This is a genomic window from Rhodocyclus tenuis (assembly GCF_014197755.1).
GTDB classification, from domain to species: Bacteria; Pseudomonadota; Gammaproteobacteria; order Burkholderiales; family Rhodocyclaceae; genus Rhodocyclus; species Rhodocyclus tenuis.
The window spans coordinates 27,018-49,652 of record NZ_JACIGE010000012.1 but is presented as its reverse complement, the minus strand read 5'-3'; the positions used below and the strand labels follow the sequence as shown (position 1 = coordinate 49,652).

Genomic DNA, 22,635 nt, shown 5'->3' with positions numbered 1-22,635 from the left:
ATGGCGCTGCTGAACATTTCCGGCCTGCATCTTGCAGTCGATGGCCGGGAGCTGCTTTCCGGTATCCAGCTGTCGCTGCAAGCCGGGCAGGTGCTTGGCCTCGTCGGCGAATCCGGATCGGGCAAGTCGATGACAGCGATGTCGGTGCTCGGCCTGCTGCCGGCGGGCGCCCGCCGCAGCGGCGCAATCGATCTGGGCGGACGCGATCTTCTGCGCTGCAGCGAACGCGAGCTGTGCGCGATCCGCGGCAGTGAAATCGGTATGGTCTTTCAGGAGCCGATGACCGCGCTCAATCCGCTGCTGCGCATCGACGAGCAGGTCGCCGAAGTGGTGCGCACGCACCGGCGCGTCAGCCGCCGCGAAGCGCTGATGCTGGCGCACGCGACGCTCGAGCGCGTCGGCCTGCCCGCCAGCCGCGTCGGTCATGACCGGTATCCGCATACGCTGTCGGGCGGACAGCGGCAGCGCGTGGCGATCGCCATGGCGATCGTCCTGAAGCCGAAGCTGTTGATCGCCGACGAGCCGACCACCGCGCTCGACGTCAGCACGCAGGCGCGCATTCTCGAATTGCTGCGCGAACTGGTGCGCGAGAACGCCTGCGGCCTGCTGCTGGTCAGCCACGATCTCGGCGTGATCGCGGAAATCGCCGACGAAGTGGCGGTCATGGAACGCGGCCGCATCGTCGAGCACGGAACGGTCGCCCAGGTGCTGCGTCATCCGCAGCACCCTTATACGCAAGCGCTGCTCGCCAACTCCCGCCCGCAGCCTGTGCCGGCACCTTCCGCCGCAGGCACAGGCGCGCCGCTGCTGGAAGTGAACCATGTGGTCTGCGAATATCCGGCACACGAGCGGACGCTGTTCCGGCCGCCGCCCGCCGTACGGGCAGTCGACGGCGTCTCGCTGCGGATCGATCCCGGCGAGCGTGTCGGCCTGGTCGGCGAATCGGGCTGCGGAAAATCGACTCTGCTGCGCGCGATCCTCGGGCTGGAATCGCTGCGCGGCGGCACCATCCGCGTTGCCGGCGAAGGCTATGCCGGTGGCGATACGGCCAGCCTGCAGAAGATTCGCCGGCAGATCCAGATCGTCTTCCAGGACCCGCACGGCAGCCTCAACCCCCGCTGGCGCGTTGCCGATGTGGTCGGCGAGCCTTTTCATCTATGGCGCGGTCCTGGCGCCCCCTCTGCCGACGAGCGCCGCCGTCGCATCGCCAGCGTGCTCGAACGTGTCGGACTCAGCGCCGCCGACGGCGAGCGCTTTCCGCACGAATTCTCGGGCGGCCAGCGCCAGCGCATCGCGATCGCGCGCGCGCTGGTCTGCGAACCGCGGCTGCTGGTGCTCGATGAAGCCGTCTCGGCGCTCGACGTATCAATCCGTGCGCAGATCCTCGAACTGCTGAGCACGCTGTCGCGCGAACTCGGTCTCGCTTACCTGTTCGTCTCGCACGACATCCAGGTCGTTCGCGCCGTCACTGATCGGCTTTACGTCATGCAGCGCGGCCGGGTGGTCGAGTCCGGGCACAGCGCCGACGTACTGGCGCATCCACGGCACGACTATACGGCGAGCCTCGTTGCCGCTTCGCCGGACCTCGACCTCGCGCTGGCACGGCGCTTTCCACAATCCGCGAAGATACCCGTCGCGGTGGCGAGCTGAGCCGGCAACGGCCAGCCCGCCACCGCGACCCGTTCAGATGGCGTGGCGAGCGAGGAAATCGGCAACGTCGCCGGCGGAACGTTCGGGAATCTCACGCTGCGGCAGATGCCCGACGTCGGGATAGATGATCAGTTCCGAGGCCGCAATGGCGGCGTGGAATCGTTGCGAATCCGATGCGGGAATGAGCGGATCGTCGGCGCCATGCAGGATCAGGGTCGGCACCCTGATTGCGGCCAGACGCTCGGCGCTCGCCTGCTGCAGGCTTGGCAGCACTGCCGACATCAGGATACGACGGTGGCCCGGCAGCAACTGGTATTCGGCCCAGCGGTCGATGACCGCATCGGTAATCAGTGAGGCGTCGTGCACCTGGCTGCGCAGCCCCTGCGCGATCAGCGGCCGGTTGTCGATGCGCATCAGCACTTCCCGCCCGAACGGGTGTTGCAGGATGCGGAAGGCCAGCGAGGGCTTCGCGCGCTCGCCCTGCGGCGGCCAACCGGCAGCGGCGGCGAGTATCAGGGCCGAGACGCGTTGCTGTCGCGCCAGCGCGACACGCCATGCCACACCGCCGCCCATCGAATTGCCGGCGACGGCAAAGCGCTCGAGGTGCAGCGCATCGGCAAAGGCGGCGACGAGTTCTGCGCAGCGCGCGGCGTCGAGCGTGAAGTCCGCCGGCGCATCGCTGAGCCCGTGCCCGGGCAGATCGAGGCTGAGCACGCGGTAGCGCCCGGCAAGTCGCTCCGCCCAGCCCTCCCAGGTGGCGTAAGAGTCGCCGTAGCCGTGCAGCAGGATCAACGCCGGTGCATCCGGCTTGCCCTGATCGCGGTAATGCAGGCGGATTTCTCCGGGCAGGTCGAGAAAGTGGTCGTCGGCGCCCGAGTACTTGGCAAGAATCGGTTCGCGCGGCACATCAGGCACACGCAGCCAGAGGAAGGTGGCCGCCGCCCCGATCAGGAGCACGGCAATGAGCGCAGCAAACACGTAGGCAATCTTCAGCAAGGAGTTCTCCCGGAACCTGGCAAATCGATCAAGTGACGACGGCCACCCGCTCAGGGGTGGCCGTCCTGCCGAGGGCCGCCGGCGCGTGGTTCGCGCCCGCCCACACGGCACGGTGCATCGTCAATAGGCGACGTTCAGCTGGATGCCGGCGGTACGCGGCAATCCCGACGTTGCGATCTGGGCGTTGGACAGGAAGGAACCGTGATGCAGGTCGTACTTCTTGTCGAACAGATTGCGCACCCACAGACCGACCTCCCAGGATGCGCCGATCGGCGACACCGCGAAACGCGCGTTAGCGAGCCAGTACGCCGGGGTGTTGTACGCCGGGTTGCTGGTCGACTTCAGCACGTCGTGGAAGGCATAGTCACCTTCAGCGGTGAAGCGGTAGCCCTGTTGCGACCACTTGTAGCTTGCCGAACCGCCGTAGCTCCATTGCGGGATCGGCAGGTCCTGACCGGCGTAATCGGTGGTGATTTCATAGCCGGCCGCGTTCGAGGCGGCGGAGTTGACGCCGCGGAATTCCTTGTAGGTCCCCTTCTTGAAGCCGACGTACTGACTGATGCTCAGCCCGCTGACCGGCTTCCAGAGGGCCTCCAGCTCGGTGCCGTAGATTTCCGAGCGCGGCACGTTGACCAGGCGCCCGATCGACTTCACCGTGGTGTCGACGTAAACGGTCGATTGCAGCTGCTGGTCACGATAGTCGTAGTAGAACAGCGCGCCATTCAGACGGAAGGTCGACGAGATGTCGCTCTTGAATCCGGCTTCGTACGCCGTCAGGATTTCCGGCTTGACCGGGTCGGTCTGTTGCGGCCAGACGGAGTTGTAGGCGGTGAAGCCACCCGACTTCACGCCACGGCTGACGCTGGTGTAGAGCAGCTGCGCCGGTGCCAGTTCGTACTCCAGCGCCAGCTTGCCCGACCACAGCGAACTCGACAGGCTGCGATCGACCGGTGCGAAAGTCGAAGTGCCGACGAGCGCCGCGTTGCTGGCGTGCGAAACGTAAGTGGTCGCGAAATTCTTCAGGTCGCGATCCTCGTTTTCATGGCGCAGACCGAAGACGAGCTTGTAACGATCGTTCAGCGCGTAGTCTGCCTGACCGAACACGCCGAGCGAATTCGCTTCCTGACGGTAGGAAGTCAGCGTCGCGTAGCCGAGGTTGTAGGTGAAGTCGGAGTAGAACTTCTCGTTCAGCTTTTCGCGCGAATAGTAGAGGCCGGTCAGCCAGTTGAAGCGCTCGTTGCCCGGCGAGGCGAGCCGGAATTCCTGCGAGAAGACGCCGATCTTGCTGTCGAAGTATTCATCCGACTGCGGAATGACCGTCCCGTCCCAGTCGATGAATTCTTTTCGATGCAGGTTCTGCGAACTGGTGATGCTGGTCAGCTTGGCACCGCCCAGATCCCAGTTGGCGGTCAGGGACAGGCCGCCGTTGTTGTTGTCGCGCTGCGGTTTGCTGCCCAGCGGCAGACCGGTGATGCTCGCGAACTCCGGACGCAGGCTCCAGCCGGTCGCCCGATAGTCGGTGTCCGCAGGAATGCTTGAGTAGCCACCGGCGACACCGCGGGCATTGGGAACGACGCCCAGATACGAACGCAGACCGCGACTGTCGGATTTGTCTTCGGACAGATTGGCGATCAGCAGGAAGTTGAGATCCTTGCTGGCTTCGAGCTCGAACTGCGCGCGCAGGGCGTTGATGTTCTTGTCGCCCAGCGACTCGCCGGTGGCCCGGTTATGCTGCCAGGCACCGCCCTGTTGCGTCGAAAACGCGATGCGGCTGCGCAATGCATCGCTCAACGGCCCGGAAACGTAGCCCTCGAAGGTTTTCGCGTCGAAGGATCCGTAGCTGGCGGAAAAACCCGACTCGAACTCGCGCGTCGGTTTGCGGCTGATGAAGTTGACCGCGCCGCCGGTGCTGTTGCGACCGTACAGCGTTCCTTGCGGGCCGCGCAGCACTTCGACGCGTTCCAGATCGAAGAGCAAACCCTGCGTCTGCACCGCGAACGGGTAAGCGGTCTGGTCGACGTAAACACCCACCGTCGACGCGTTGTTGCTGCCGTAGTCCTTGAGGCCGACACCCCGGATGCGGAACTGCGCCTGATCGCTACCGTAAATCGGGTCGATTTCGAGGTTGGGCACCTCGTATTGCAGGCCAAGGATGTTGCTGACCCCCTTGTCGCGCAGTTTGTCGCCGGAAATGACCGTCAGCGCCGCCGGCACGTCCTGCGCGGACTCTTCGCGGCGTTGCGCGGTAACAGTCACTTTCTCCAGTACCGCCGTCTCGTTTGCCGGCGCCGATGCGGGGTCGGCGCTGACCAGCCCCGCAGCTGTCAGCCCGCTCATGCCGAGGGTGGTGACTAACAACAGTCGTTTCACAAAGCTCTCCCACGTTTTTGAATTAACCGAGGAAAACTTTATGTGCCGGCACCCGCGGGAAGAACGACTTAATTTTTCTTTGATTATTAAAGAAATGTTTCAGTTTTTTACTGAATATACGAATAACTGCGCACTGCTTTTCTGCTTTCGCTTTGCAGTCGATCGGCGAGCCTTTTCAGCCACTCCGTCTGCTCCTCACGCGGCGAGGATCGCGGCGTTCCGGGCAATCCGGTGAACGGGCTGACGGTAATCAGCCCCTGGCCAACCACGACCCCTTCGCTTGCGACCTCTTCGGCCGATGGTGGGCCGGCGCGTCGGAAGCCGATGCCGAACTTGCCCGCAAGCGCCGGTCGCAGAGATCCCAGATCATCGACGTAGGAAAACTCGTAAGGCCACCAGCCGCCGATCGAGGTGAGCTGCCACCCCTTGATCCGGTCGCTGCGCGGCAGGTTGACGTTGAGGCCGATGCCGGGCGGCAGCAAGGGATCGCCGCGGCCGCGCAAGGATTCAAGCAGCGCGACCAGCCCGACCACCTCGGCGGCGGCAGCCGCTGGTGAGGCTTCCTGGTAGTCGGCGCTGACGGCGATTGCCGGATAACCGCGGACCAGGGCGACGGCCGCCGCGTTGAAGGTGCCCGAGCTGTTGTTGATCCGGCCAAGGTTGTGGCCAGCGTTGGGACCGGAAATCACCAGATCGGCGTGAGGCAGAACACGCTCGATACCGTAAAGCGCCGCCATCACCGGCGTGGCACTGATCTCCACGCTGACTTCCTGACCGCGGCAGGCATCGCTCAGGCAGGTGCCGCCCTGACGGGTTTTGACATAGTGGCTCGCCGGGTAGTCGGAATCGTCATCGCGCCCGGCGACGACCTCCTCGCCGTAGAAGAAGGCGCCGCCGCGGGCGCTCTGGTCACCCGCCGGCGCGGCGATGGCCACCCGGTGCCCGGCTTTGCTCAGTTCGCGGTAGAGCGCGCGGATGTTCGGATGCGCGTAGCCGTCGTCGTTGGTGAGAAGGATGTCGAGCGCGTTGGCTTGTTGCGGCAGGCCGCTGGCCAGCAGCACGACGGACAGCAGCAGCATGCGGGCGAGCGGCGCCCCGGTCAGTGACTTTTTCATGGCAGGAAATCGAGGGCAGGAGGAAGCGGCCGGTTGGCGAAATCGGGAAGGCGCAGCAGACGGGCGACCAGCGGAACAACATCTTCCAGCCTGAGTTCGCCGAGCATCCGGCCAGCGGGAACGCCGGGGCCCGCCAGCAGCAGGCCGGTGCGCAGTTCCGGCAGCCCCGGATGATGCCCGTGCGCGCCACCGCGCGCCGGTCTTGCTGCATCGCCGGTACTGCGATTGCTGAACAGGAAACCCGGCCGGGCGACGAGGGCCAGCAACGCACGCGGATCAGCCGCTTCCTCTTGCAGTGCAGTGCCCTCGACGATTTCGAAAGCGTCGCGGATCGCCGGCGGCAAACCACGCAGCACCTCCCGCACGCGTGCCAGCGTGCCGGGATCGTGCGGATCGCGCAGATGCAGGAAAGCGGTGCCGCCGGCGGCGTGGAACGCCGCCTGCCAGCCCGCCCCCGCCGCGTCGACGCCGGCCTGAGCGAGCCAGACATTCGGCGCCAGCTGGGTGTGCACGTCGGTAAAGCCGTGATCGCCGACAACGACAAACCAGGTGCTGGAAGACAGTCCCGCCTGATCGACGGCGTCGAGCAGGGTTCCGAGCGCGTGGTCGACCGAGGCGACCGCGCGCCGGCTTGCCTCGCCCTCGCGCCCGCTCGCGTGCTGGGCGGTATCGGCGGCAACGAGATGGATTGCCGCAAGGTTGGGACGGTAATGCCGGATCAGATAGGCGAGCGCGCGACTGTTGTTCTCGTCCATCGCCAGATGCCGGTAGTCGACGTCGATGCCGCGCAACTTGCCGGTGGCCTGCTTCTCGATCTCGTCGAGCAGTCCCGCTGGCGTCGCGAAATCGCGGATCGCCGGCGTCCGGTCGTCCGGTTTTTCGTAGTACCAGACCTCGGGAAGGTTGAAATCGATCGGCGCGTTTCGCGTGATCGGCCAGGAAATGGCCGCCGAACTCAGGCCTGCCGCACGCACCGCCTGCCAGAGCGTGCGCGCCTGGATCTCGCTACTGTCGATGTGCCACTCGGCCGACTCGACCTCGGGCGCAAAGCGCGTGTTGCCGTAAATGCCGTGAACGCCCGGGCGCACGCCGGTGATCAGTGTCGTATGCGAGGGATAGGTCAGCGTCGGCAGCACGCCAACGACACCGTCGGCAGATGCGCCTGAACGCGCCAGCCCTTGCAGGTTGGGCGCCGGCCAGGAAGCGTTGCGATAGAAGTCGGGCCGAAAGCCGTCGATGCTGACGAGGACGACGTGGGCTGGCGTTGCCGCCAGCGCGTGCCCGCCGGCGAGCGACAGGAGCAGGAGCGCGCAGGCGCGCAGGCGATTGAAAGGAGAAGGCATTTCGGCACGGAACGAGGACGTGAGCCGTGCATTCTCGGTCCGCGCCGCGCCGCGCCGAAATCGCCTTTTGTTCAAAACTTATGCGGCGGGCCTCTTTAGCTTATGCCTCGCGAAGCCCCCGTCCTGCCGCGACCGTTTCGGCGAATCGATCTAACGAACGAAGAAAAAGTTTGTTTCGGTGATAAGGGGCTGGTCGCAAGATGATCGCCTCGTTCGGCAGGGCTTTGCCGGAGGCGGTAGGGGGCCGGGGCCGGGACCTGTATCGGTTCCTGTGCCGGGAGCGGCCCGGTGGAGAGGTAATGGAGAATGAATCACGATGTCCGATGAACTGACGCTGACGCGCTGGCCGGGCGAACGCCGGCAGGCCGCTGCCGATGCGGGCGGTTTCCTGCAACGGCACAGCGGGCTGCTGATCACGCTCGCGCTGCACGGCGGGCTGGTGTGGGGGCTGCTGCAATTCGAAGGCGTCCGCCAGACGCTGAGCGAAGCCGCACCGCTGATGGTCAGCCTGATCACGCCGCAGAAAGTCGACGAAGCGCCGAAGCCGCTGCCGCAGGCTGCGCCGCAACCCGTCCGGCAACCGGTGGCGACACCGCTGCTGGCGACGACGGCGCCGACCACCAACGCCAATGCGCCGGCGCCGACCGTATCGACGCCGGCACCGGCCGAACCGGTCGCTGCCGTCGAAGCGCCGCTCGAACCGCCCCGGTTCAGCGCCGCCTACCTGCACAACCCGCCGCCGCCCTACCCCGGCGCATCGAAGCGTTTTCGCGAGGAGGGCAGCGTCCAGTTACGCGTCTTCGTCAACGAATCCGGTGCCGCCACAACAGTGGAAATCTTCCGCAGCAGCGGCTTCCCCCGCCTCGACCAGGCGGCACAGACGGCCGTAGCCGCCTGGCGATTCACCCCGGCAAAACGCGGCGACTTGCGCGTTGCCGCCTGGGTGATCGTCCCGATCACCTTCAATCTGGAGAACTGAACCATGGAACCGGCACAAAATGCGCTCGGCTTTGCCGACTTCCTCGCCCAATCGGACAGCGTCGGCAAGGGCGCCCTGCTGATCCTGCTCGTCATGTCGATCGCCACCTGGTACCTGATCATCAACAAGACGCTGCAACTGGTGCGCGAACGGCGCTCGTCGGGCGCCTTCCTGCGCGATTTCTGGAACGCGTCGACGGTCGGCGCGCTCAACTCGCAGGTGCTCGCCCATGCCAAGGAAAACCCTTTCTCGCGGCTGGCACGGCAGGCGCTGGTCGCCGTGCGCCACCATGAACAGCACGGCGGCGCGCGCACCGGATCGAGCGCCGATGCCTCGGAGTTCCTGACGCGCTCGATCCGGCAGGCACTCGAAGAAGAGACGGCCAGGGTCGAATCCGGACTGACGGTTCTCGCCTCGGTCGGCAGTACCGCGCCCTTTGTCGGCCTGTTCGGCACCGTGTGGGGCATCTACCACGCGCTGCTCAACATCGGCATCAGCGGCCAGGGCACGCTCGACAAGGTGGCCGGCCCGGTCGGCGAGGCGCTGATCATGACCGCCTTCGGTCTGGCCGTCGCAATTCCAGCGGTGCTGGCCTACAACGCCTTCACGCGTGGCAATCGCGTGCTGGTCGCGCGCCTCGATTCCTTCGCCCATGACCTGTTCTCGTTCCTGACGACGGGGGCTCAAGTGAGCGATCCGGCGCGGGTGGTCGAATTCCGTCAACAGACGCTGGCAACGGCGGGAGCAGCCTGATGGCATTCGGCGGCTTCAGCAAGGACGGGGCGAAAGCCCCGCTGGCGGAAATCAACATGGTGCCGCTGATCGACGTGATGCTCGTGCTGCTCGTCGTCTTCATCATCACGGCACCGCTGCTGACGCATGCGGTGAAGATCGATCTGCCGAAGGCGAGCAGTCACGCCAACCAGACCAAGCCGGACAACGTGCAGATCGCGATCCGCACCGACGGGCAGTACTACTGGAGCGGCGAAGCGGTCGATCGCGGGGAGTTGCAGCGGCGCATGCGCGAGGCTGCCAGCCAGGAGCCGCAGCCGGAGATTCATCTGCGCGCCGATCGTACCGCTCAATACCAGTTGATCGCCGACGTCATGGCCGATGCCTCCAAGGCCGGATTGGTCCGCATCGGCTTCGTCTCCGACCCCAGTACCGCTCTCTGAAGCTCCCCGCCTGGGAGACACGAGAGCACAGCTCCCGAGCGTCGAACAAACCCCGCGACAACGACGCCGCTCAGCTGGCCCTGAGCGGCGTTGCTGTTTTCAGCGCGGACTCTTCGTTCGCCGCGAGGACCGTCGGCAAACCCACCGACTCAAGATCCGTTGCGTTTTTGCCCCAACGCGCATGTTCGCCTTGACGCCACGTGCGAACGGCTCGTCCCCTGCCAGCCATTTGACAGTACTTGCGCGACGCCGTGTAGACTCGCCGTGGCGCAAAATGGCCCCAAACCTCTCACCCGCGATTCATCGGCTGACCAATCGCATCACCCATCAACCGGCTTTCCGGCTACTCCATGCACCCCTTGCTGCAGTCGCTGCTCGGTTACGCCGCCTTCGTCGGCATCGCCTGGGCGATCTCCGAGAAGCGCCGCGCCATTCCCTGGCGGACGGTGGCCGCTGGCGTGCTGCTGCAGTTCGTCCTTGCCGTTGCCATCCTCAAGCTGCCGGCGGCGCAAGCGGCATTCGCGGCACTCAACGACGCCTTGCTGGCGCTGGAGCGCGCGACGCGCGCCGGCACCTCGCTGGTCTTCGGCTATCTCGGCGGCGGCACGCTGCCGTTTGCCGAAAGCGCGGCCGGCGCGAGCTTCGTGCTCGCTTTCCAGGCGCTGCCGGTGGTGCTGGTGATGAGCGCGCTGTCGGCGCTGCTCTTTCACTGGCGCATCCTGCCGCTGCTGGTGCGGGGGCTGTCGTGGCTGCTTGAGCGCACGCTCGGCGTCGGTGGCGCGGTCGGGCTGTCGACCGCGGCCAACGTCTTCGTCGGCATGGTCGAAGCGCCCTTGCTGGTCAAACCCTATCTCGCGCGCGTCTCGCGTGGCGAGCTGTTCGTAATCCTCTCGGCCGGCATGGCCGGCGTTGCCGGTACGGTGATGGCGCTCTACGCCGGCATCGTCGGCCCGCGCATTCCGGGAGCGCTCGGCCACATCCTTGCCGCTTCGTTCATCAGCGCGCCGGCGGCGATCGTCTTTGCGGTGCTGATGGTGCCACCCGAGGGCGCGCCGACCGGCCGCGACCTGCGCCTGCCGCGCGTCGATGGCAGCAGCATGGGCGCGATCACGCGCGGTACCACCGAGGGTCTGCAGCTGCTGCTCAACATCGTCGCCATGCTGATCGTGCTCGTCGCGCTGGTGGCGCTCGCCAACCAGATGCTGGCCTGGCTGCCGGATACGGGAACGCCCTGGTCGCTGCAGCGCCTGCTCGGTTTCGCGATGGCGCCGCTGGCCTGGCTGGCCGGCATTCCGTGGAGCGAGGCGGGCACCGCCGGCGCGCTGCTCGGCAGCAAGACCATCCTCAACGAGCTGATCGCTTACCTCGAACTGGCGGCGCTGCCGCCCGAGGCGCTGTCGGAGCGCAGCCGCGTGATCATGATCTACGCGCTCTGCGGCTTCGCCAATCTGGGCAGTCTCGGCATCCTGATCGGCGGCCTGACGACGATGCTGCCCGAACGGCGGCAGGAGATCATCGCCCTCGGCCCGCGCACCCTGGTCTCCGGCACGCTCGCCACGCTCTCCTGCGGCTGCGTCGTCGGCACGCTCTACTGAAGCCGCGTTCAGCCGGCCGCTGCGCGACGGCTATTGGGGCGCCAGATACGGCGCGATGTCGACCTCGTCGATGAATTCGGGCTGCAGAAACTTCTGCGCGTAATCGCGATAGACGCCGGAGCTCAGGAACAGCCGGAACAGTTCGGCATCAATGTGCTGCTCCCTGGCCATGAAGCCCATGATGCGGATGGCTTCGGACAGCTTCTTGCCGGCTTTGTAGGGTCGGTCGGTCGCCGTCAGCGCCTCGAAAATGTCGGCGATCGCCATGATGCGCGCCGGTACGCTCATCTCCTCGCCGCGCAATCCTTTCGGGTAGCCGCTGCCGTCGATCTTCTCGTGATGCCCGCCAGCCAGCTCGACGACGTTCTTCAGATGCGGCGGGAAAGGCAGTTGCGAGAGCATGATGATCGTCTGCACGATGTGGTGGTTGATCTGGTAACGCTCCTCTTCGCTGAGCGTGCCGCGCCCGATCGACAGGTTGTAGAGTTCGCCGCGGTTGTAACGGCTGGCCGGCTGGTCAAGCCTGAAACCCCAGGGATTGTCTGCCGGCATCAGCTCCGCCGGGCCGCGTTCGACGATGTGTTCGGGCTTGTCGGCGAGCAGTTTTTCGGTCACCGGCAAGGCGGCGGCTGGCGTACGCAGCAGGCGCGCGCGCTCCTCAGTGGACACCCCGAGCCGGTCATCGAGCGTTCTTTGCCAGCTGCGTGCGGCAATCGAATTGAGGCGCTCGGTCTTGTCCGGCGACATGAATTCGCCGCCTTCATTGCAGCTGGCGACAAAACGGAATTCCTCATCGAGAACCTGCAGCTCGCGCGCAAGCTCTGCCTGCAAGGCCGGCGCGTCGCCACCACCAGCGATGGCCCTGAGCGTCGCGATCTCGTGATCGCGCTTGAGCACTTCGAAGCGCATGCGGATTTCGTGGATGCGGTTGTAGATCGTCTCCAGTTTGGTCGCCTTGTCGACCACGTACTCGGGCGTCGTCACCTTGCCGCAGTCGTGCAGCCAGGAGGCGATGTACAGCGCCTCCCACTCGTCTTCGCTCAGGCTGAAATCGCTAAACGGCGCAGCCTTCGATTCGTGCGCCGCGCGCGCCAGCATTTCGGTAAGCACCGGCACGCGCTGGCAATGCGCGCCGGTGTACGGCGATTTCGCATCGATTGCCCCGGCCAGCAGACTGACGATGGCCCTGAGCAGCGTCTTCTGCGCCTGCAGCAGACGCTGCTGATCGATCGCCACCGCCGCCGCGCCTGCAAAAGCCTGCACCAGCGCCATGCGTTCCGCACTCGGCGGCGGCTGGCCCGGCGCCATGAAATTGCAGACGATGCCGACCAGATTGCCTCTCCGTCCGAGCAGCGGTAGCGCGATCATCTCGATCTCGCTGTCGCCGTAGCGAGCATCGAGATAGTCGAGCCCCGGCGGCCGCGGCCTGCCAATCAAGGTCCGGCTCGGCCCAGCAAGATTGTGCGCCGCCGCCACCAGCGGATGGCCCGACTCAGTCAGGAGCGGGCCGGAGGGAAGCGTCGCGGCGGCGGCGCCCTGCTCCGCCCAGCGTTGGGCAGCAGGCTGCAGTCGTCCGGCCGCCTCGTCGAGCAGATAGAACACGCCGCCGTCGCTGTCGGCCGCAATCCGCACTTCATGGAGAACCCGCCCGAGCAGCGTGGCGAAATTGCGCTCGGCCGCGAGCGCCGTCGACACTTCCAGAAACTTGCGGATCGTTTCCTTCATCTGCGCGATCGCCTGGCCCAGATCGTAGATTTCGTGGATCGGGGTATTGAGCGGCACTGTCGTGCTGAAGTCGAAGCGCTCGATCGCCGCGGCCTGCTCGCCCAGGCTGTTGAGCTGATCGGCGATCCGCTTCGCAACCAGCCAGACGATCGGCAGCGACAGCACGATCGCTGCCAGCAGCAGGAACAGCAGGAAGCGCTGCGTCGCGTAGACATCGGCCATCAGTTCATCGACCGGCGTCGCCAACGCCAGGAAATCGCCACTTGCTTCGCTCAGTTCGCTCAGCAGCGGGGTGACATGCACGCTCCACTCACGCCCGTCGACTTCGATGATCTGTGGCTTGGCGATCGGCGCAGGCGGCCTGCCGACGCTGCGCACGAGCTGCGCCATCACCGGCGACAGCTGCTCGAGCGGCGCCATGCCGGTCTGTCCGTCAGCGCCGCTGCTGATAATCCGCGCCGGATCGCTGAACGCCAGTGCGGAGCCACTGCTGTCAACAACCGCCAGTTCGCTCGACGGCGTCGCGCGGTAGCGTGCCAGTGCGTGGGACAGCGTGTCGGCCAGCAGATCGGCGCCGACCACGAACTTGCCGCTGGCGCCGCGCAGCGCGACGCTACGTCCGCAGCGTCCGTCTGTCGCAAAGACGTAGGGCGCCGTGCGGATCAGTTGGCCCTTGGCCATCGCCTCGCGATACCAGGGGCGGGTGCGCGCGTCGAAGCCGGCGTCGGGTGGCGCCCAAACCGCCAGCGTCTTGCGCTCCCTGCTCAGCGCCAGCCAGCGCCGCTGCTGGCCGCCCCGCTCGACGCTCTGCACGAGGTAGGCAGCATCGGCCGGCGCCTTGAACAGCGCGCGCGCAGCCGCGTCGCGCAAGGGGCGGACGAGAAAGAAGTCGCCGTTGTCGTAGGCGAAGTAGATCGCCGACATCTGCGGCTCGCTCTCGAGCGCCCGTGTCAGGAAATCGATTTGCGCCAGGCGCGCATCCAGGCTTGTCGCGCTGCTAATTGCTTGCAGCGCGGCACCGAACTGCACGGCCAGTTCGATCGGCCCCCTCAGCAGGCGGAGCTGCTGCGCCACCTCGTGTCCGACATGCGCAAAGAGCTGCTCCGCCGACTGCTGGACCATCTTGCGCGTTTCGAGACGCGTCACCCAGCCGATGGCAAGCAGGATCGCGAGGATCAGCAGCACGAAAATCGCGCCGATGTGAACGTAGAACGGCCGCCGTCTGAGCAGACCGAGCACGCCGCGCGGCGGATCAAGCGCGCGCTGGCTCATCTAGAACTCGAACAGCCGGTCGATGCTGAGCCGCCAGCCCACCTCACCGGGCAGCAAACGATACTGGATCTGGCGCATCGTGACCGCAGAACTCGCACCACTCCCGTCGTGCCTTCCGCCATTGCCAGTGAGCGGGAAGCGGCGGCCGAGCACGCCCTCGAGCACGGCGAACTCGTCGTTCCCCTGATAACCCGCTGCGGCCTGCGCATGGTCTGCAAGCGGTGGCAAATGGATATCGCTCAGCGATTTGCGCCGGTTGGCCGAGAAGGCGACGAGCGAGCCGCGCGCGTCGGCATCGACGCTACGGATGTAGATGTAAATCTCCGGCGAGCCGTCGGCATTCAGGTCGGCGACTTCGGCGCCGCTGACCAGACCGTCAATCGCTCTTTCCTGCGCGCTGTTGTCGATCGACAGGCCTGCGGGTAACACGCGCACGATGCTGCCCGCACCCGCCCGGAAGCTCGTCACGTGAAAGCGGATGCCCTGCAGTTCCAGCGTCTTGTCAAACAGGGCAGGCGCCGGCGCAACAGTCAGCGTCGTCCTCAGCGTGTAGCTCGCCGACTCGTTACGGCGCGCGGCGTTGCGCATCAGGTAAACACGGATCCGGTATTCGCCGGCTGTCGTCAGGCTTGCCGAAAAGCGGTCGCCCAACTGGGAACCGACGAACAGCGCTTCTTCCGACGCCGGTGGCAGCACGTTGAAATAGGCCGACCCGCGACTTGCCTTGAAGACGACCGTCAGTACCTGCCCGGCCCCGGCCTGAACAAGATAATCGACGCTATCCCACCCCCTGATCCGACCCGCAACGACGGCCTCGCCACGTTGATCAAGGCGCAGGCGTTCCTCGCGAATATCGTCTCCGGCAATAGCCGGGCTGCCGGCCACCAGCAGGACGAGGAGCAGGAAACCGGACAGTCGCTTCAGCAGGAACTTCATCTTCTGACAGGCTGGCAACACGGCTCCCCCGGCATATACCGATGCGCTTTCCGGGAAGATACAACGAAACTGCTGCTCTCGACACGGCGCGGACAGGCAAAGGCAAAACTCGCGTAGCGCCTCGTTTGCGCGAAGCTACCCGCGACGCGGCGGTTACTCAGGCGCCAGCGCCGCTGCGAACCTCGACCAGATCGCCGGCCTTGAGCTGCCCGACATCCTTCGCCACCACGCGGGCTTGCTCGCTCAGCCCAGTGGTGATTTCGACTCGCTCGTTGCGGCGGCGGCCGGTTGTCACTTCGATGGCTTCGAGGCGGTTGTCGGCGTTCACGCTGAACACCCGGCACCCGGCGTCGCGGCACTGCAGCGCCGTCGCCGGCAGGACGAGCGCCTTGCTCTTGCCGATCGTCAGCAAACCGCTGGCGCGCAGCCCGGCTTTCAGGTTCGCATCCAGCGGCAGATCGACATAGACCAGACCGTTGCGCGTAGCGACGTCGATCGTCGGTGACACCTGGCGGACGCGCCCCTTGATCTCGGGACCAAGCGGACTTTTGACGATCGCTTCCTGCCCGGCTGACAGTCTGAGCAGCGTTTCGCCCTTGACCTCGGCGCGCCATTCGAGGCGGCCGTGACGAATCAGCCTGAAGAGCTCGCTGCCGGCCGGCACGATCGAGCCCTCGACTGCCGAACGCGAGGAAATCAGCCCGTCGTCGGGCGCCAGCAGCGTTGCCGCATCAAGCTTGAGCTGCTGCGTCTTTACCTGCGCACGCCCCGCATTGACGCGCGCTTCGGCGGTGTGCTTCTGCGTCTGGTAGAGCGTCAGCTCCTGCTGGCTGACGCCACCGCTGGGCGCCAGCCGCTGGCCGCGCGCCAGCGTTGCTTCGGCCTGCGCCAGTGCTGCCTCGGCCTCGGATAGCTGCGCGTTGGCCGTTTCCAGCTCGATTTCGACGCTGGCCGGATTGAGCCGCGCCAGCACCTGGCCTTTCTTTACCACGTCGCCGGCATTGACCAGCACGCTGAGCAGGCGCAAGCCGCCGATCTCGGTGCCGATACGGGTTTCCTGCCAGGGCATGATGTTGCCGCTCGCCTCGATCTGCTCCGGCCACTGCTCGCTGAGCGGGCGCAGCAGCGACACCGGCCGGGCGGCGGGCTGCGTCGCCGCGGCCCCCGTGCCGGCTGACGGCGGCGAGGCTTCGCCGCCCTTGTCCGGACTTTGGGCGTGCGACACGGAGCCGGCGCCAAGCGCCAGCGCGAGCAATGCAGCAGGCAGCAGCACGAGCGTCCTGCCCGTTACCGGTAGTCTGTTTTTGCTGGAATTGGGCATGGGCTTTCTCAATGAACAGGGAATTCGGTGGCGACGCCCGTTTTCAGCGGCGTTGCCGACGCGGCTTGCGCGGGAAGCGGCGATGATCCCGCGCTGGCGGTCGGCGAGGAATCCTGAATCGGCAGCGCTTCCTCGTACTGCGCCGCGCCGCCGGTGGCGCGGTTGAGCGCCACCCAGGCCTGCAGACGTTCCTGGCGTACGCCGAGCAGCGTCTGCTGCGCGTCGAGCATGGCGCGGCGCGCGTCCTCCAGCTCGAGCAGGTTGCTGGCGCCCTCGCGGTAGCGCAGCTCGACGGCGTCGAAGAAGCGCTGGTACTGGCTGGCCGATACGCGCGCGGTTTCGGCGCGTTCGTGCGCGGCAGCGTAGCGCGACAGCGCGTCCTCGATCTCCTGGATCGCCGCGCGTGCCTTTGCCTTGAAGTCGGCGAGCGCCTCGTCATAGCGCGAGCGGGCCAGCTCCACCGCCGCCTTGCGCCGCCCGCCGTCGAGAATCGGCAGACTCAGCGACGGCCCGAAGGACCAGGTACCGAACGAAAGCGACCCACTGCCGCTCGTTCGATCGACCGCGTAGCCGAGCGAGCCGTTGAGCGCCAGCCGCGGATAGCGGTCGGCCTCGGCCAGCCCGATGTCGGCCGAGGCGGCGGCCACCTTGCGTTCGGCGGCACGCACGTCGGGGCGCTGCATCAGCGCCGCGCGCGGAATGGCGACGCTGAAATGCTTCGGCTCCGGCAGACGGTCAAGCCCGGTCGGCTTGTCGGCCAGAATGGTGATCAGCGTCGGCCGGTCGACGCCGGTCAGGCGGGTGAGCAGATTCTCCAGCCGGTCACACTGCGCGCGCGTCGCCGCCAGCCGGGTTCTCGCCTCGGCGACCGAAGCCTTGCTGCGCACGCCCTGGTAGGGCGCGGTGAAGCCGACCTCGACACTGGCGGCGGTGAGCTTTTCGGTGGCCTGGCGCGAGGCGACGTCCTGCTCGCTGAGCGCCAGATGCGACTGGCAGGCACGATCGCTGAGGTAGGCGTCGGTGACGTCGGCGGCCAGGCTGACGCGTGCATCGGCGAGCGAAGCGCGTTGCGCCGCTTCGCGCGCACGGGCGCCTTCCTTGCCACGGCGAACCGAACCAAAGAGATCGATTTCCCAGGAAGCGTTGGTCGATAGCCACGAATCCTGCTCGGTCGTCCCCGCCGAATCGGTCGCCGAGCGCTGACTGTTGGCACCGGCGGCAAGCGCTGGCGAACCGGCCGCTGCCGCTTGCGAAGTCGACGCGCGCGCCTGGGCAAGGCGGGCGAGCGCGGCTTCAAGCGTCGGGCTGGTGGCCAGCGCCGCATCAACCAGACGGTCGAGCGCAGGATCTGACAACTCGCCCCACCACGGCGCGGGTGATGTTGCGGATTCGGCCGACTTTGTCGTCGCGGCGGCGTCGACAGGCGATGTCCATTGCCCCGGCAGCTCGGTTTTCGAGAGCACGGGCGGAACGTAATCCGGCCCGACGGCGGCGCAGCCGGCGAGCGTCAGCAGCGCGCCGAGTGCCGGCCAAGCGCGGCGGCACGTAAGAGAGTACGGCATTCCTGATCCATTCGGGACGCGCCCCGCCGCGCCGGATTTGTCGTCTTCCGTGCAGGCAACTGCCTGAACGCGGCGGCGTTCCAATAGCGACAACGCATCGGGTCAAAGGCGGGGACGGATTTGTAGTCAATACCGCTGCGAAGGTACGCCAGCCAACCCGCCCGCGCAATTTCGCGACTGTGCCGGTTTGCAAATGGATGTTTCGGCGCCTTCCGTGTCGGATAAACTGACAGTTACGCCCTTAGTAATATACTGCAAAGCATGTATATTACTGATCCGTATGAATTTCCCTTAACAGGCCCGAAGTTTGCGTTTATCTGCCCATCTTCGTCCCGCCAGAGCAGACCATGAAGCTCGTCACCACCTCTTCACTCGTCGCCCTTTTTGTCAGCCAGTTCCTCTGCGCCGGCGCGCAGGCAGCGCCGCTCTCGGCGCTGGAGGTGCTGCAGCAGTTCAATCTGGTGGCTTTCGGCAGCGTCAACTCGACATCGCACGTTGATGGGCGCACCTACGTCGGCGGCAGCGTCGCCGGCGGTGAATATGCGGGACACCCTTCGAGCACTCCGGCTTCTGCCTATGCCGGTCTGACGGTTGGTGGCAGCGCGTCGGGCGTTACGGTCAATGGCCTCGGCGCGGTCATTGGCGGCAGCATTGCCAACAGCACGATCAACAGCGGCAGCGCCGCGGTTCTCGGCAGCAGCAGCAACGTCAACTTCAACGGCGGCGCTTATGTTGCCGGCAGCGCCAGCGGCACCAACTTCAACGGCAGCGGGCGGATTAACGACCTGTCGAGCAACGCGACACTGCAAAGCGAGGTGGCTGCCGCGACCTCGACGAACTTCAGATCCGTGCTGAGCGGACTGTCTGATCAGCTGAGCCAGCTTTCGAGCACCGGCAGCAGCGTGACCATCGATGGCAACAGGGCGGTGTTCACCGCGCTGGCCAACGCCAGCGGCATCGCGGTTTTCGACCTGACCGGGATCGACACGACTCTCTTCAAGCTGGCCGAATTCGCTTTCGATACCAAAGGGGCGAAGACGATCATCTTCAATACCGACGAAAAGACCTACAACATTTCGGCGAATTTTCTCGGCGGCAGCGCTTCTCTCGTCGGCGCCGTCGCCATCTGGAACTTCTATAACGCGACAAGCCTGACACTGAACAACCAGTTCGGCGGTGCCATCCTCGCCACTGATGCCGCACTGACGAATTTCAACAACATCGAAGGAACGGTGGTCGTCAATTCGCTGACGCAGCGGGGCGAAATCCATCAGCAGTCGCTCACCGCGCCGGTATCCGACCAGCAGGTGCCCGAACCCGGCAGCCTTGCCCTGCTGCTCGGCGCGCTCGCCGTGCTTGCGGCGCGGCGCAAGTACGCCTCTGCGCACCACTGAATGCGCTCGCCGCAAGTCGCTCACACCGGCATCGCCGCCCGCCGGTAGAGATCGGTCAGCACTGCCTGCATCTCCGGTGGCAGGTAGGCCCATCCCTGCTGCGCAATCGCGTCGGGGATGCCGAACAGCGCCTCGGCGACGCCGCCGACAATCGCCGCGATCGTGTCGCTGTCGCCGCCGATCGAAATGGCGTTGCGGATCGCATCCTCGAAGTCGCTGGCTTCGAGCACGCAGCACAAGGCCTGCGGCACCGTCTCCTGACAGCTTTCGTTGAAACGATAGCCCGGCCGGATGTTGTCGACCGTGCGGCTCAGATCGTAGCCGAAGGTCTCGCTCACATAGGCGCGTATGTCCACCTGGCTTGTGCCGCTGCGCGCAAGATAGATCGCCGCCGCCGTGGCCGCAGCGCCCTTCATGCCTTCGGGGTGGTTGTGGGTGAACGCGCTGACCCTGTGCGCCAGCGCGATGGCTTCTTCGAGCGACCGCGCCAGCAAACCGGCCGGGGAAACGCGCATCGCCGAGCCATTGCCGTAGCTGCCGTACGGCTCAAGGCTGTCGGAGCGCAGCCACGCGGCGAAGCGTCCACCCCAGCCGCCGTTTTCCCAGTAGCGCAGCCCCCAGTCCTTGAGGGCTTGCGCTGGGTGCCGGTCATTGACCAGCGCATCGGCAACGGCGACCGTACAGACGGTATCGTCGGTGAAGAAGGCGCCAGGATGAAAGAAGGGCTGAAAGTCCTTGGCGCGGTAGTTTCTGAACTCATAGATCGAGCCAACGATGTCGCCGATGATGGCGCCGAGCATGTTGCTGTTCTCCCGGAAAGGGCTTTGTCGCGGTTCGACTTGTTGGCGCGTTATCGCGATCGTCGATGACGGAAAACCGCGAAGAAAAGCGCGGATCTGTCGGGCAGGCGCTGATTCGCGTCATGAAACCGGTGCAGACTCTTCGCTTTTTTCTTCCCGCAGTATGGCAGCGCTGACGCAGCGGCCGTGAGGCGACCACCCCAAAAAAAGCCTGGAGCCAAGGCCGCAGCCTGTGGGCGGCCCGCGCCGATGGTGCCCCGGGGATTCCGCAAGTTGCGAAACGCTGGCAGGATGCGCGCCGCGTCACGCAAGTATGGAACGGTGCATGCTGGGCATTCTCCTGCTTTCTCGCAGCCCGGATTCTCGCAGCCCGGACTCTTTTTGCACTGCGTCCCTGAACCCTTTACCCGCATATTCCGATGAAGATATATCTGGCCGGCCCCGACGTCTTTCGCCCCGATGCTGCCGAATGGGCTGAATCAGCCCGCGCGCTCTGCCGCCATCACGGCTTTGAACCGCTGCTGCCGCTCGACCATGCCGAGACGACAGCCGCCGGCATCTTCCAGGCAAACCTCGAACTGATCCGCAAGGCGCAGATCGTCGTCGCCAATCTCGATCCCTTCCGCGGTCCCGAGCCCGACCCGGGAACAGCCTTCGAGCTCGGCTACGCGCATGCGCTGGGCAAGAAGGTCTGCGGCTACGTCAGCCGTCTTGAATCGTCAGTGCAGCGCGTCGCACGGGCCGAAGGACGCGAAGAGCCGCTGCCGGACGTTGGCGTAGCAACGCACGACCGCAACGGTCTGGCGATCGAGAACTTCGGTCTGCCCTGCAACCTGATGCTGGCAGTGCCGGCACCGATCGTCGAAGGCGGGCTGGAAGCCTGCCTGCAATCGCTCAGGCAGCGGCCGGTTGCTCCGGGATGAGGTGAGGCGCCGGCCAACGCTCTTGAGCCAGCTTGGCGACTGACTTTGTGGCGGGACTAGAAATCGAAGCTCCAGCACTCCTGCGACAGTTCGCGCTGCCAGACGATCTGGTGAGGCGGATTGATCAGGAGACTCCAGCTTTGCTGATTGTTTCTGAACGGTGCAGCGACCGCCCTGAACACATCGGGCGAAAGAAAAGCAAGGCATTGGCCGGCTGGACGACGCACCGACTCGTAGCGCAGCGCTTCGGCATGGGCCTGCCGCGCACTCTCGGCCAACGCCTGCGTAGCCGAATAATCGCCCGGATGTGTCCATAAGGCCCGGTCTGCATTCAGCGGCGGTCGCGTCAGATCAATCGCACGCCCCGTCGCCGCGTGAAACTCGAAGAGGGTCAAGGGAATCGATTTCGCTCGCTGGCTCAGAAACGTGCTTTCGTTCCAGAACTTCAGCCGCCAGTAACCGGCTTCGGCGCACGCCGTCTCGCGCTCCTCGGCGCCGTAGAAGACACCCGGGTCTTCGCGTCGACGAAACCGCGACCCTCCCGGCAAGGGCCGGTAGCGAAAGGGCGTGGACAGCAGCCAGTGCAAACCTTCAGCTGCCGGCGGAAGCAGAGGCTTGGCCTCGTCGAGGATATTTTCCAGCACGGCCTGCGCGCCGACGTTTCCATGGACGAGAGCCATCGTCGCCACTTTGTGCTGCGCCTCGACTGCCCGCCAGCCGCTCCCCTGCCAGCCGACGAACTCAGATGCGAGCGCGGTGGGCGTCCAGGTACCCGATGCCATGAGCGCCTGGGAGCGTTACCTCCACGAGGAGGCCCCCGACCGCTTGGTGCAGTTGGCGCTGCTGCATGCCGAATTCGAGGCGCTGCATCCTTTCCTCGATGGCAATGGCCGGCTTGGGCGCATGCTGGTGCCGCTGTTCATGTGGCAAACGGGACTGATACGCAGCCCAATGTTCTATGTCAGCGCCTTTCTGGAGGCGCATCGCGACGAGTACTACGATCGCCTGCTCGCGGTATCGCGCGATGGCGACTGGACCGGCTGGTGCATGTTCTTCCTGTCGGCGTTGAAAGCACAGGCCGAAGAGAACCAGCAGAAGGCGGCGGCCATTCTCGCGCTGTACGAGCGCATGAAGCGCGAGGTGGCGGACTTGACGCGCTCGCAGTACGCGATTCACGCCCTGGACTGGATCTTCGGCCGGCCAATCTTCAAGAGTTCGGACTTCGTCGCCAGTGCCGGCATCCCCGAACCGACCGCCAAGCGCATCCTTCCCGCCATGCGCGAGGCACAGGTACTGCGGGTATTGGTCGACGGTAGCGGGCGGCGGGCAGCGACCTTGTGCTTCCCCGCGCTGTTGAACATCGCCGAAGGGCGGGCGGCGTTTTGAAGCGCATGAATGCGCGACAATTGACTTTGTGTTGCACGAAATGCCACTACGTGAGCCACAAAATCCCTAGAGGTGATTTGATGCTCGACAAGA

The 22,635-nt window shown here is 65.7% G+C and carries 18 protein-coding genes; 8 read left to right on the top strand and 10 right to left on the bottom strand.

Annotated elements, in window-relative coordinates; genetic code table 11:
- Complete coding sequence (locus tag GGD90_RS14780; RefSeq protein ID WP_153114787.1) at nucleotides 1-1,650, top strand: ABC transporter ATP-binding protein; 1,650 nt, start codon at nucleotides 1-3, stop codon at nucleotides 1,648-1,650.
- Between the two features lie 33 nt (nucleotides 1,651-1,683).
- Here the strand turns inward: GGD90_RS14780 and GGD90_RS14775 are convergent, their stop codons facing one another.
- The 4 genes from GGD90_RS14775 to GGD90_RS14760 form a co-directional block, all read right to left on the bottom strand.
- The gene (locus tag GGD90_RS14775) at nucleotides 1,684-2,646 is read right to left on the bottom strand and encodes an alpha/beta fold hydrolase (protein WP_153114788.1); all 963 of its coding nucleotides are present in this window, start codon (nucleotides 2,644-2,646) and stop codon (nucleotides 1,684-1,686) included.
- A gap of 120 nt (nucleotides 2,647-2,766) precedes the next feature.
- Nucleotides 2,767-5,016: a TonB-dependent receptor gene (locus GGD90_RS14770; protein ID WP_153114789.1), complete on the bottom strand. Its 2,250-nt coding sequence runs from the start codon at nucleotides 5,014-5,016 to the stop codon at nucleotides 2,767-2,769.
- 107 nt (nucleotides 5,017-5,123) lie between these two features.
- Complete coding sequence (locus tag GGD90_RS14765; RefSeq protein ID WP_221227793.1) at nucleotides 5,124-6,131, bottom strand: 5'/3'-nucleotidase SurE; 1,008 nt, start codon at nucleotides 6,129-6,131, stop codon at nucleotides 5,124-5,126.
- Nucleotides 6,128-7,474: an alkaline phosphatase family protein gene (locus GGD90_RS14760; protein ID WP_153114790.1), complete on the bottom strand. Its 1,347-nt coding sequence runs from the start codon at nucleotides 7,472-7,474 to the stop codon at nucleotides 6,128-6,130. The genes GGD90_RS14765 and GGD90_RS14760 overlap by 4 nt, the downstream gene beginning before the upstream one ends.
- Nucleotides 7,475-7,790: 316 nt before the next feature.
- On the opposite strand from GGD90_RS14760, the gene GGD90_RS14755 reads away from it, so the two are divergent.
- The 4 genes from GGD90_RS14755 to GGD90_RS14740 all read left to right on the top strand — a co-directional run bounded on the left by GGD90_RS14755 (nucleotide 7,791) and on the right by GGD90_RS14740 (nucleotide 11,223).
- Nucleotides 7,791-8,453, top strand: coding sequence for an energy transducer TonB (locus tag GGD90_RS14755; protein ID WP_153114791.1), 663 nt, complete (start codon nucleotides 7,791-7,793; stop codon nucleotides 8,451-8,453).
- 3 nt (nucleotides 8,454-8,456) lie between these two features.
- Nucleotides 8,457-9,206, top strand: a complete 750-nt coding sequence (locus GGD90_RS14750) for a MotA/TolQ/ExbB proton channel family protein (protein WP_153114792.1) — start codon at nucleotides 8,457-8,459, stop codon at nucleotides 9,204-9,206.
- Nucleotides 9,206-9,628 (top strand): ExbD/TolR family protein, encoded by a 423-nt coding sequence (locus GGD90_RS14745; protein ID WP_153114793.1) that lies wholly within the window; start codon nucleotides 9,206-9,208, stop codon nucleotides 9,626-9,628. The genes GGD90_RS14750 and GGD90_RS14745 overlap by 1 nt, the downstream gene beginning before the upstream one ends.
- Before the next feature lie 350 nt (nucleotides 9,629-9,978).
- The gene (locus GGD90_RS14740) at nucleotides 9,979-11,223 is read left to right on the top strand and encodes a NupC/NupG family nucleoside CNT transporter (protein ID WP_153114794.1); all 1,245 of its coding nucleotides are present in this window, start codon (nucleotides 9,979-9,981) and stop codon (nucleotides 11,221-11,223) included.
- 30 nt (nucleotides 11,224-11,253) lie between these two features.
- Here GGD90_RS14740 and GGD90_RS18110 read toward each other — a convergent pair whose 3' ends face one another.
- From GGD90_RS18110 to GGD90_RS14720, 4 genes are all read right to left on the bottom strand, one after another.
- Nucleotides 11,254-14,220 (bottom strand): HD domain-containing phosphohydrolase, encoded by a 2,967-nt coding sequence (locus GGD90_RS18110; RefSeq protein WP_153114795.1) that lies wholly within the window; start codon nucleotides 14,218-14,220, stop codon nucleotides 11,254-11,256.
- Nucleotides 14,221-15,156: a hypothetical protein gene (locus GGD90_RS14730; RefSeq protein WP_153114796.1), complete on the bottom strand. Its 936-nt coding sequence runs from the start codon at nucleotides 15,154-15,156 to the stop codon at nucleotides 14,221-14,223.
- 157 nt (nucleotides 15,157-15,313) lie between these two features.
- Nucleotides 15,314-16,429 carry an efflux RND transporter periplasmic adaptor subunit gene (locus GGD90_RS14725; RefSeq protein ID WP_221227792.1) on the bottom strand — a complete coding sequence of 372 codons (1,116 nt, stop codon included), beginning with the start codon at nucleotides 16,427-16,429 and terminating at the stop codon, nucleotides 15,314-15,316.
- 56 nt (nucleotides 16,430-16,485) lie between these two features.
- Nucleotides 16,486-18,039 (bottom strand): efflux transporter outer membrane subunit, encoded by a 1,554-nt coding sequence (locus GGD90_RS14720; protein WP_153114798.1) that lies wholly within the window; start codon nucleotides 18,037-18,039, stop codon nucleotides 16,486-16,488.
- A 347-nt stretch (nucleotides 18,040-18,386) separates the two neighbouring features.
- On the opposite strand from GGD90_RS14720, the gene GGD90_RS14715 reads away from it, so the two are divergent.
- A complete protein-coding gene (locus GGD90_RS14715; RefSeq protein ID WP_153114799.1) occupies nucleotides 18,387-19,433 on the top strand; it encodes a collagen-binding domain-containing protein in 1,047 nt (348 codons plus the stop codon).
- 20 nt (nucleotides 19,434-19,453) lie between these two features.
- Here the strand turns inward: GGD90_RS14715 and GGD90_RS14710 are convergent, their stop codons facing one another.
- The gene (locus GGD90_RS14710; RefSeq protein WP_153114800.1) at nucleotides 19,454-20,233 is read right to left on the bottom strand and encodes an ADP-ribosylglycohydrolase family protein; all 780 of its coding nucleotides are present in this window, start codon (nucleotides 20,231-20,233) and stop codon (nucleotides 19,454-19,456) included.
- A gap of 419 nt (nucleotides 20,234-20,652) precedes the next feature.
- Here GGD90_RS14710 and GGD90_RS14705 point away from each other — a divergent pair, with 419 nt between their 5' ends.
- Entirely contained in the window at nucleotides 20,653-21,156 is a 504-nt protein-coding gene (locus tag GGD90_RS14705) for a nucleoside 2-deoxyribosyltransferase (protein ID WP_153114801.1), read from the top strand.
- Between the two features lie 56 nt (nucleotides 21,157-21,212).
- Here the strand turns inward: GGD90_RS14705 and GGD90_RS14700 are convergent, their stop codons facing one another.
- A complete protein-coding gene (locus GGD90_RS14700) occupies nucleotides 21,213-21,938 on the bottom strand; it encodes an RES family NAD+ phosphorylase (RefSeq protein ID WP_153114802.1) in 726 nt (241 codons plus the stop codon).
- Between GGD90_RS14700 and GGD90_RS14695 the strand changes: the two genes are divergently transcribed.
- On the top strand, nucleotides 21,937-22,542 hold the full coding sequence (locus tag GGD90_RS14695; RefSeq protein ID WP_153114803.1) for a Fic family protein: 606 nt from the start codon (nucleotides 21,937-21,939) through the stop codon (nucleotides 22,540-22,542). The two genes, GGD90_RS14700 and GGD90_RS14695, sit on opposite strands and share 2 nt — an antisense overlap.
- Nucleotides 22,543-22,635 lie beyond the last annotated feature (93 nt).

What these genes read in the sequence shown, in the direction of transcription:
- GGD90_RS14780 (WP_153114787.1), top strand. Translation starts at nt 1, where the DNA reads ATGGCGCTGCTGAACATTTCCGGCCTGCATCTTGCAGTCGATGGCCGG.
- GGD90_RS14765 (WP_221227793.1), bottom strand. Translation starts at nt 6,131, where the DNA reads ATGAAAAAGTCACTGACCGGGGCGCCGCTCGCCCGCATGCTGCTGCTG.
- GGD90_RS14760 (WP_153114790.1), bottom strand. Translation starts at nt 7,474, where the DNA reads ATGCCTTCTCCTTTCAATCGCCTGCGCGCCTGCGCGCTCCTGCTCCTG.
- GGD90_RS14755 (WP_153114791.1), top strand. Translation starts at nt 7,791, where the DNA reads ATGTCCGATGAACTGACGCTGACGCGCTGGCCGGGCGAACGCCGGCAG.
- GGD90_RS14750 (WP_153114792.1), top strand. Translation starts at nt 8,457, where the DNA reads ATGGAACCGGCACAAAATGCGCTCGGCTTTGCCGACTTCCTCGCCCAA.
- GGD90_RS14745 (WP_153114793.1), top strand. Translation starts at nt 9,206, where the DNA reads ATGGCATTCGGCGGCTTCAGCAAGGACGGGGCGAAAGCCCCGCTGGCG.
- GGD90_RS14740 (WP_153114794.1), top strand. Translation starts at nt 9,979, where the DNA reads ATGCACCCCTTGCTGCAGTCGCTGCTCGGTTACGCCGCCTTCGTCGGC.
- GGD90_RS18110 (WP_153114795.1), bottom strand. Translation starts at nt 14,220, where the DNA reads ATGAGCCAGCGCGCGCTTGATCCGCCGCGCGGCGTGCTCGGTCTGCTC.
- GGD90_RS14730 (WP_153114796.1), bottom strand. Translation starts at nt 15,156, where the DNA reads ATGAAGTTCCTGCTGAAGCGACTGTCCGGTTTCCTGCTCCTCGTCCTG.
- GGD90_RS14720 (WP_153114798.1), bottom strand. Translation starts at nt 18,039, where the DNA reads ATGCCGTACTCTCTTACGTGCCGCCGCGCTTGGCCGGCACTCGGCGCG.
- GGD90_RS14715 (WP_153114799.1), top strand. Translation starts at nt 18,387, where the DNA reads ATGAAGCTCGTCACCACCTCTTCACTCGTCGCCCTTTTTGTCAGCCAG.
- GGD90_RS14710 (WP_153114800.1), bottom strand. Translation starts at nt 20,233, where the DNA reads ATGCTCGGCGCCATCATCGGCGACATCGTTGGCTCGATCTATGAGTTC.
- GGD90_RS14705 (WP_153114801.1), top strand. Translation starts at nt 20,653, where the DNA reads ATGAAGATATATCTGGCCGGCCCCGACGTCTTTCGCCCCGATGCTGCC.
- GGD90_RS14695 (WP_153114803.1), top strand. Translation starts at nt 21,937, where the DNA reads ATGAGCGCCTGGGAGCGTTACCTCCACGAGGAGGCCCCCGACCGCTTG.
- GGD90_RS14700 (WP_153114802.1), bottom strand. Translation starts at nt 21,938, where the DNA reads ATGGCATCGGGTACCTGGACGCCCACCGCGCTCGCATCTGAGTTCGTC.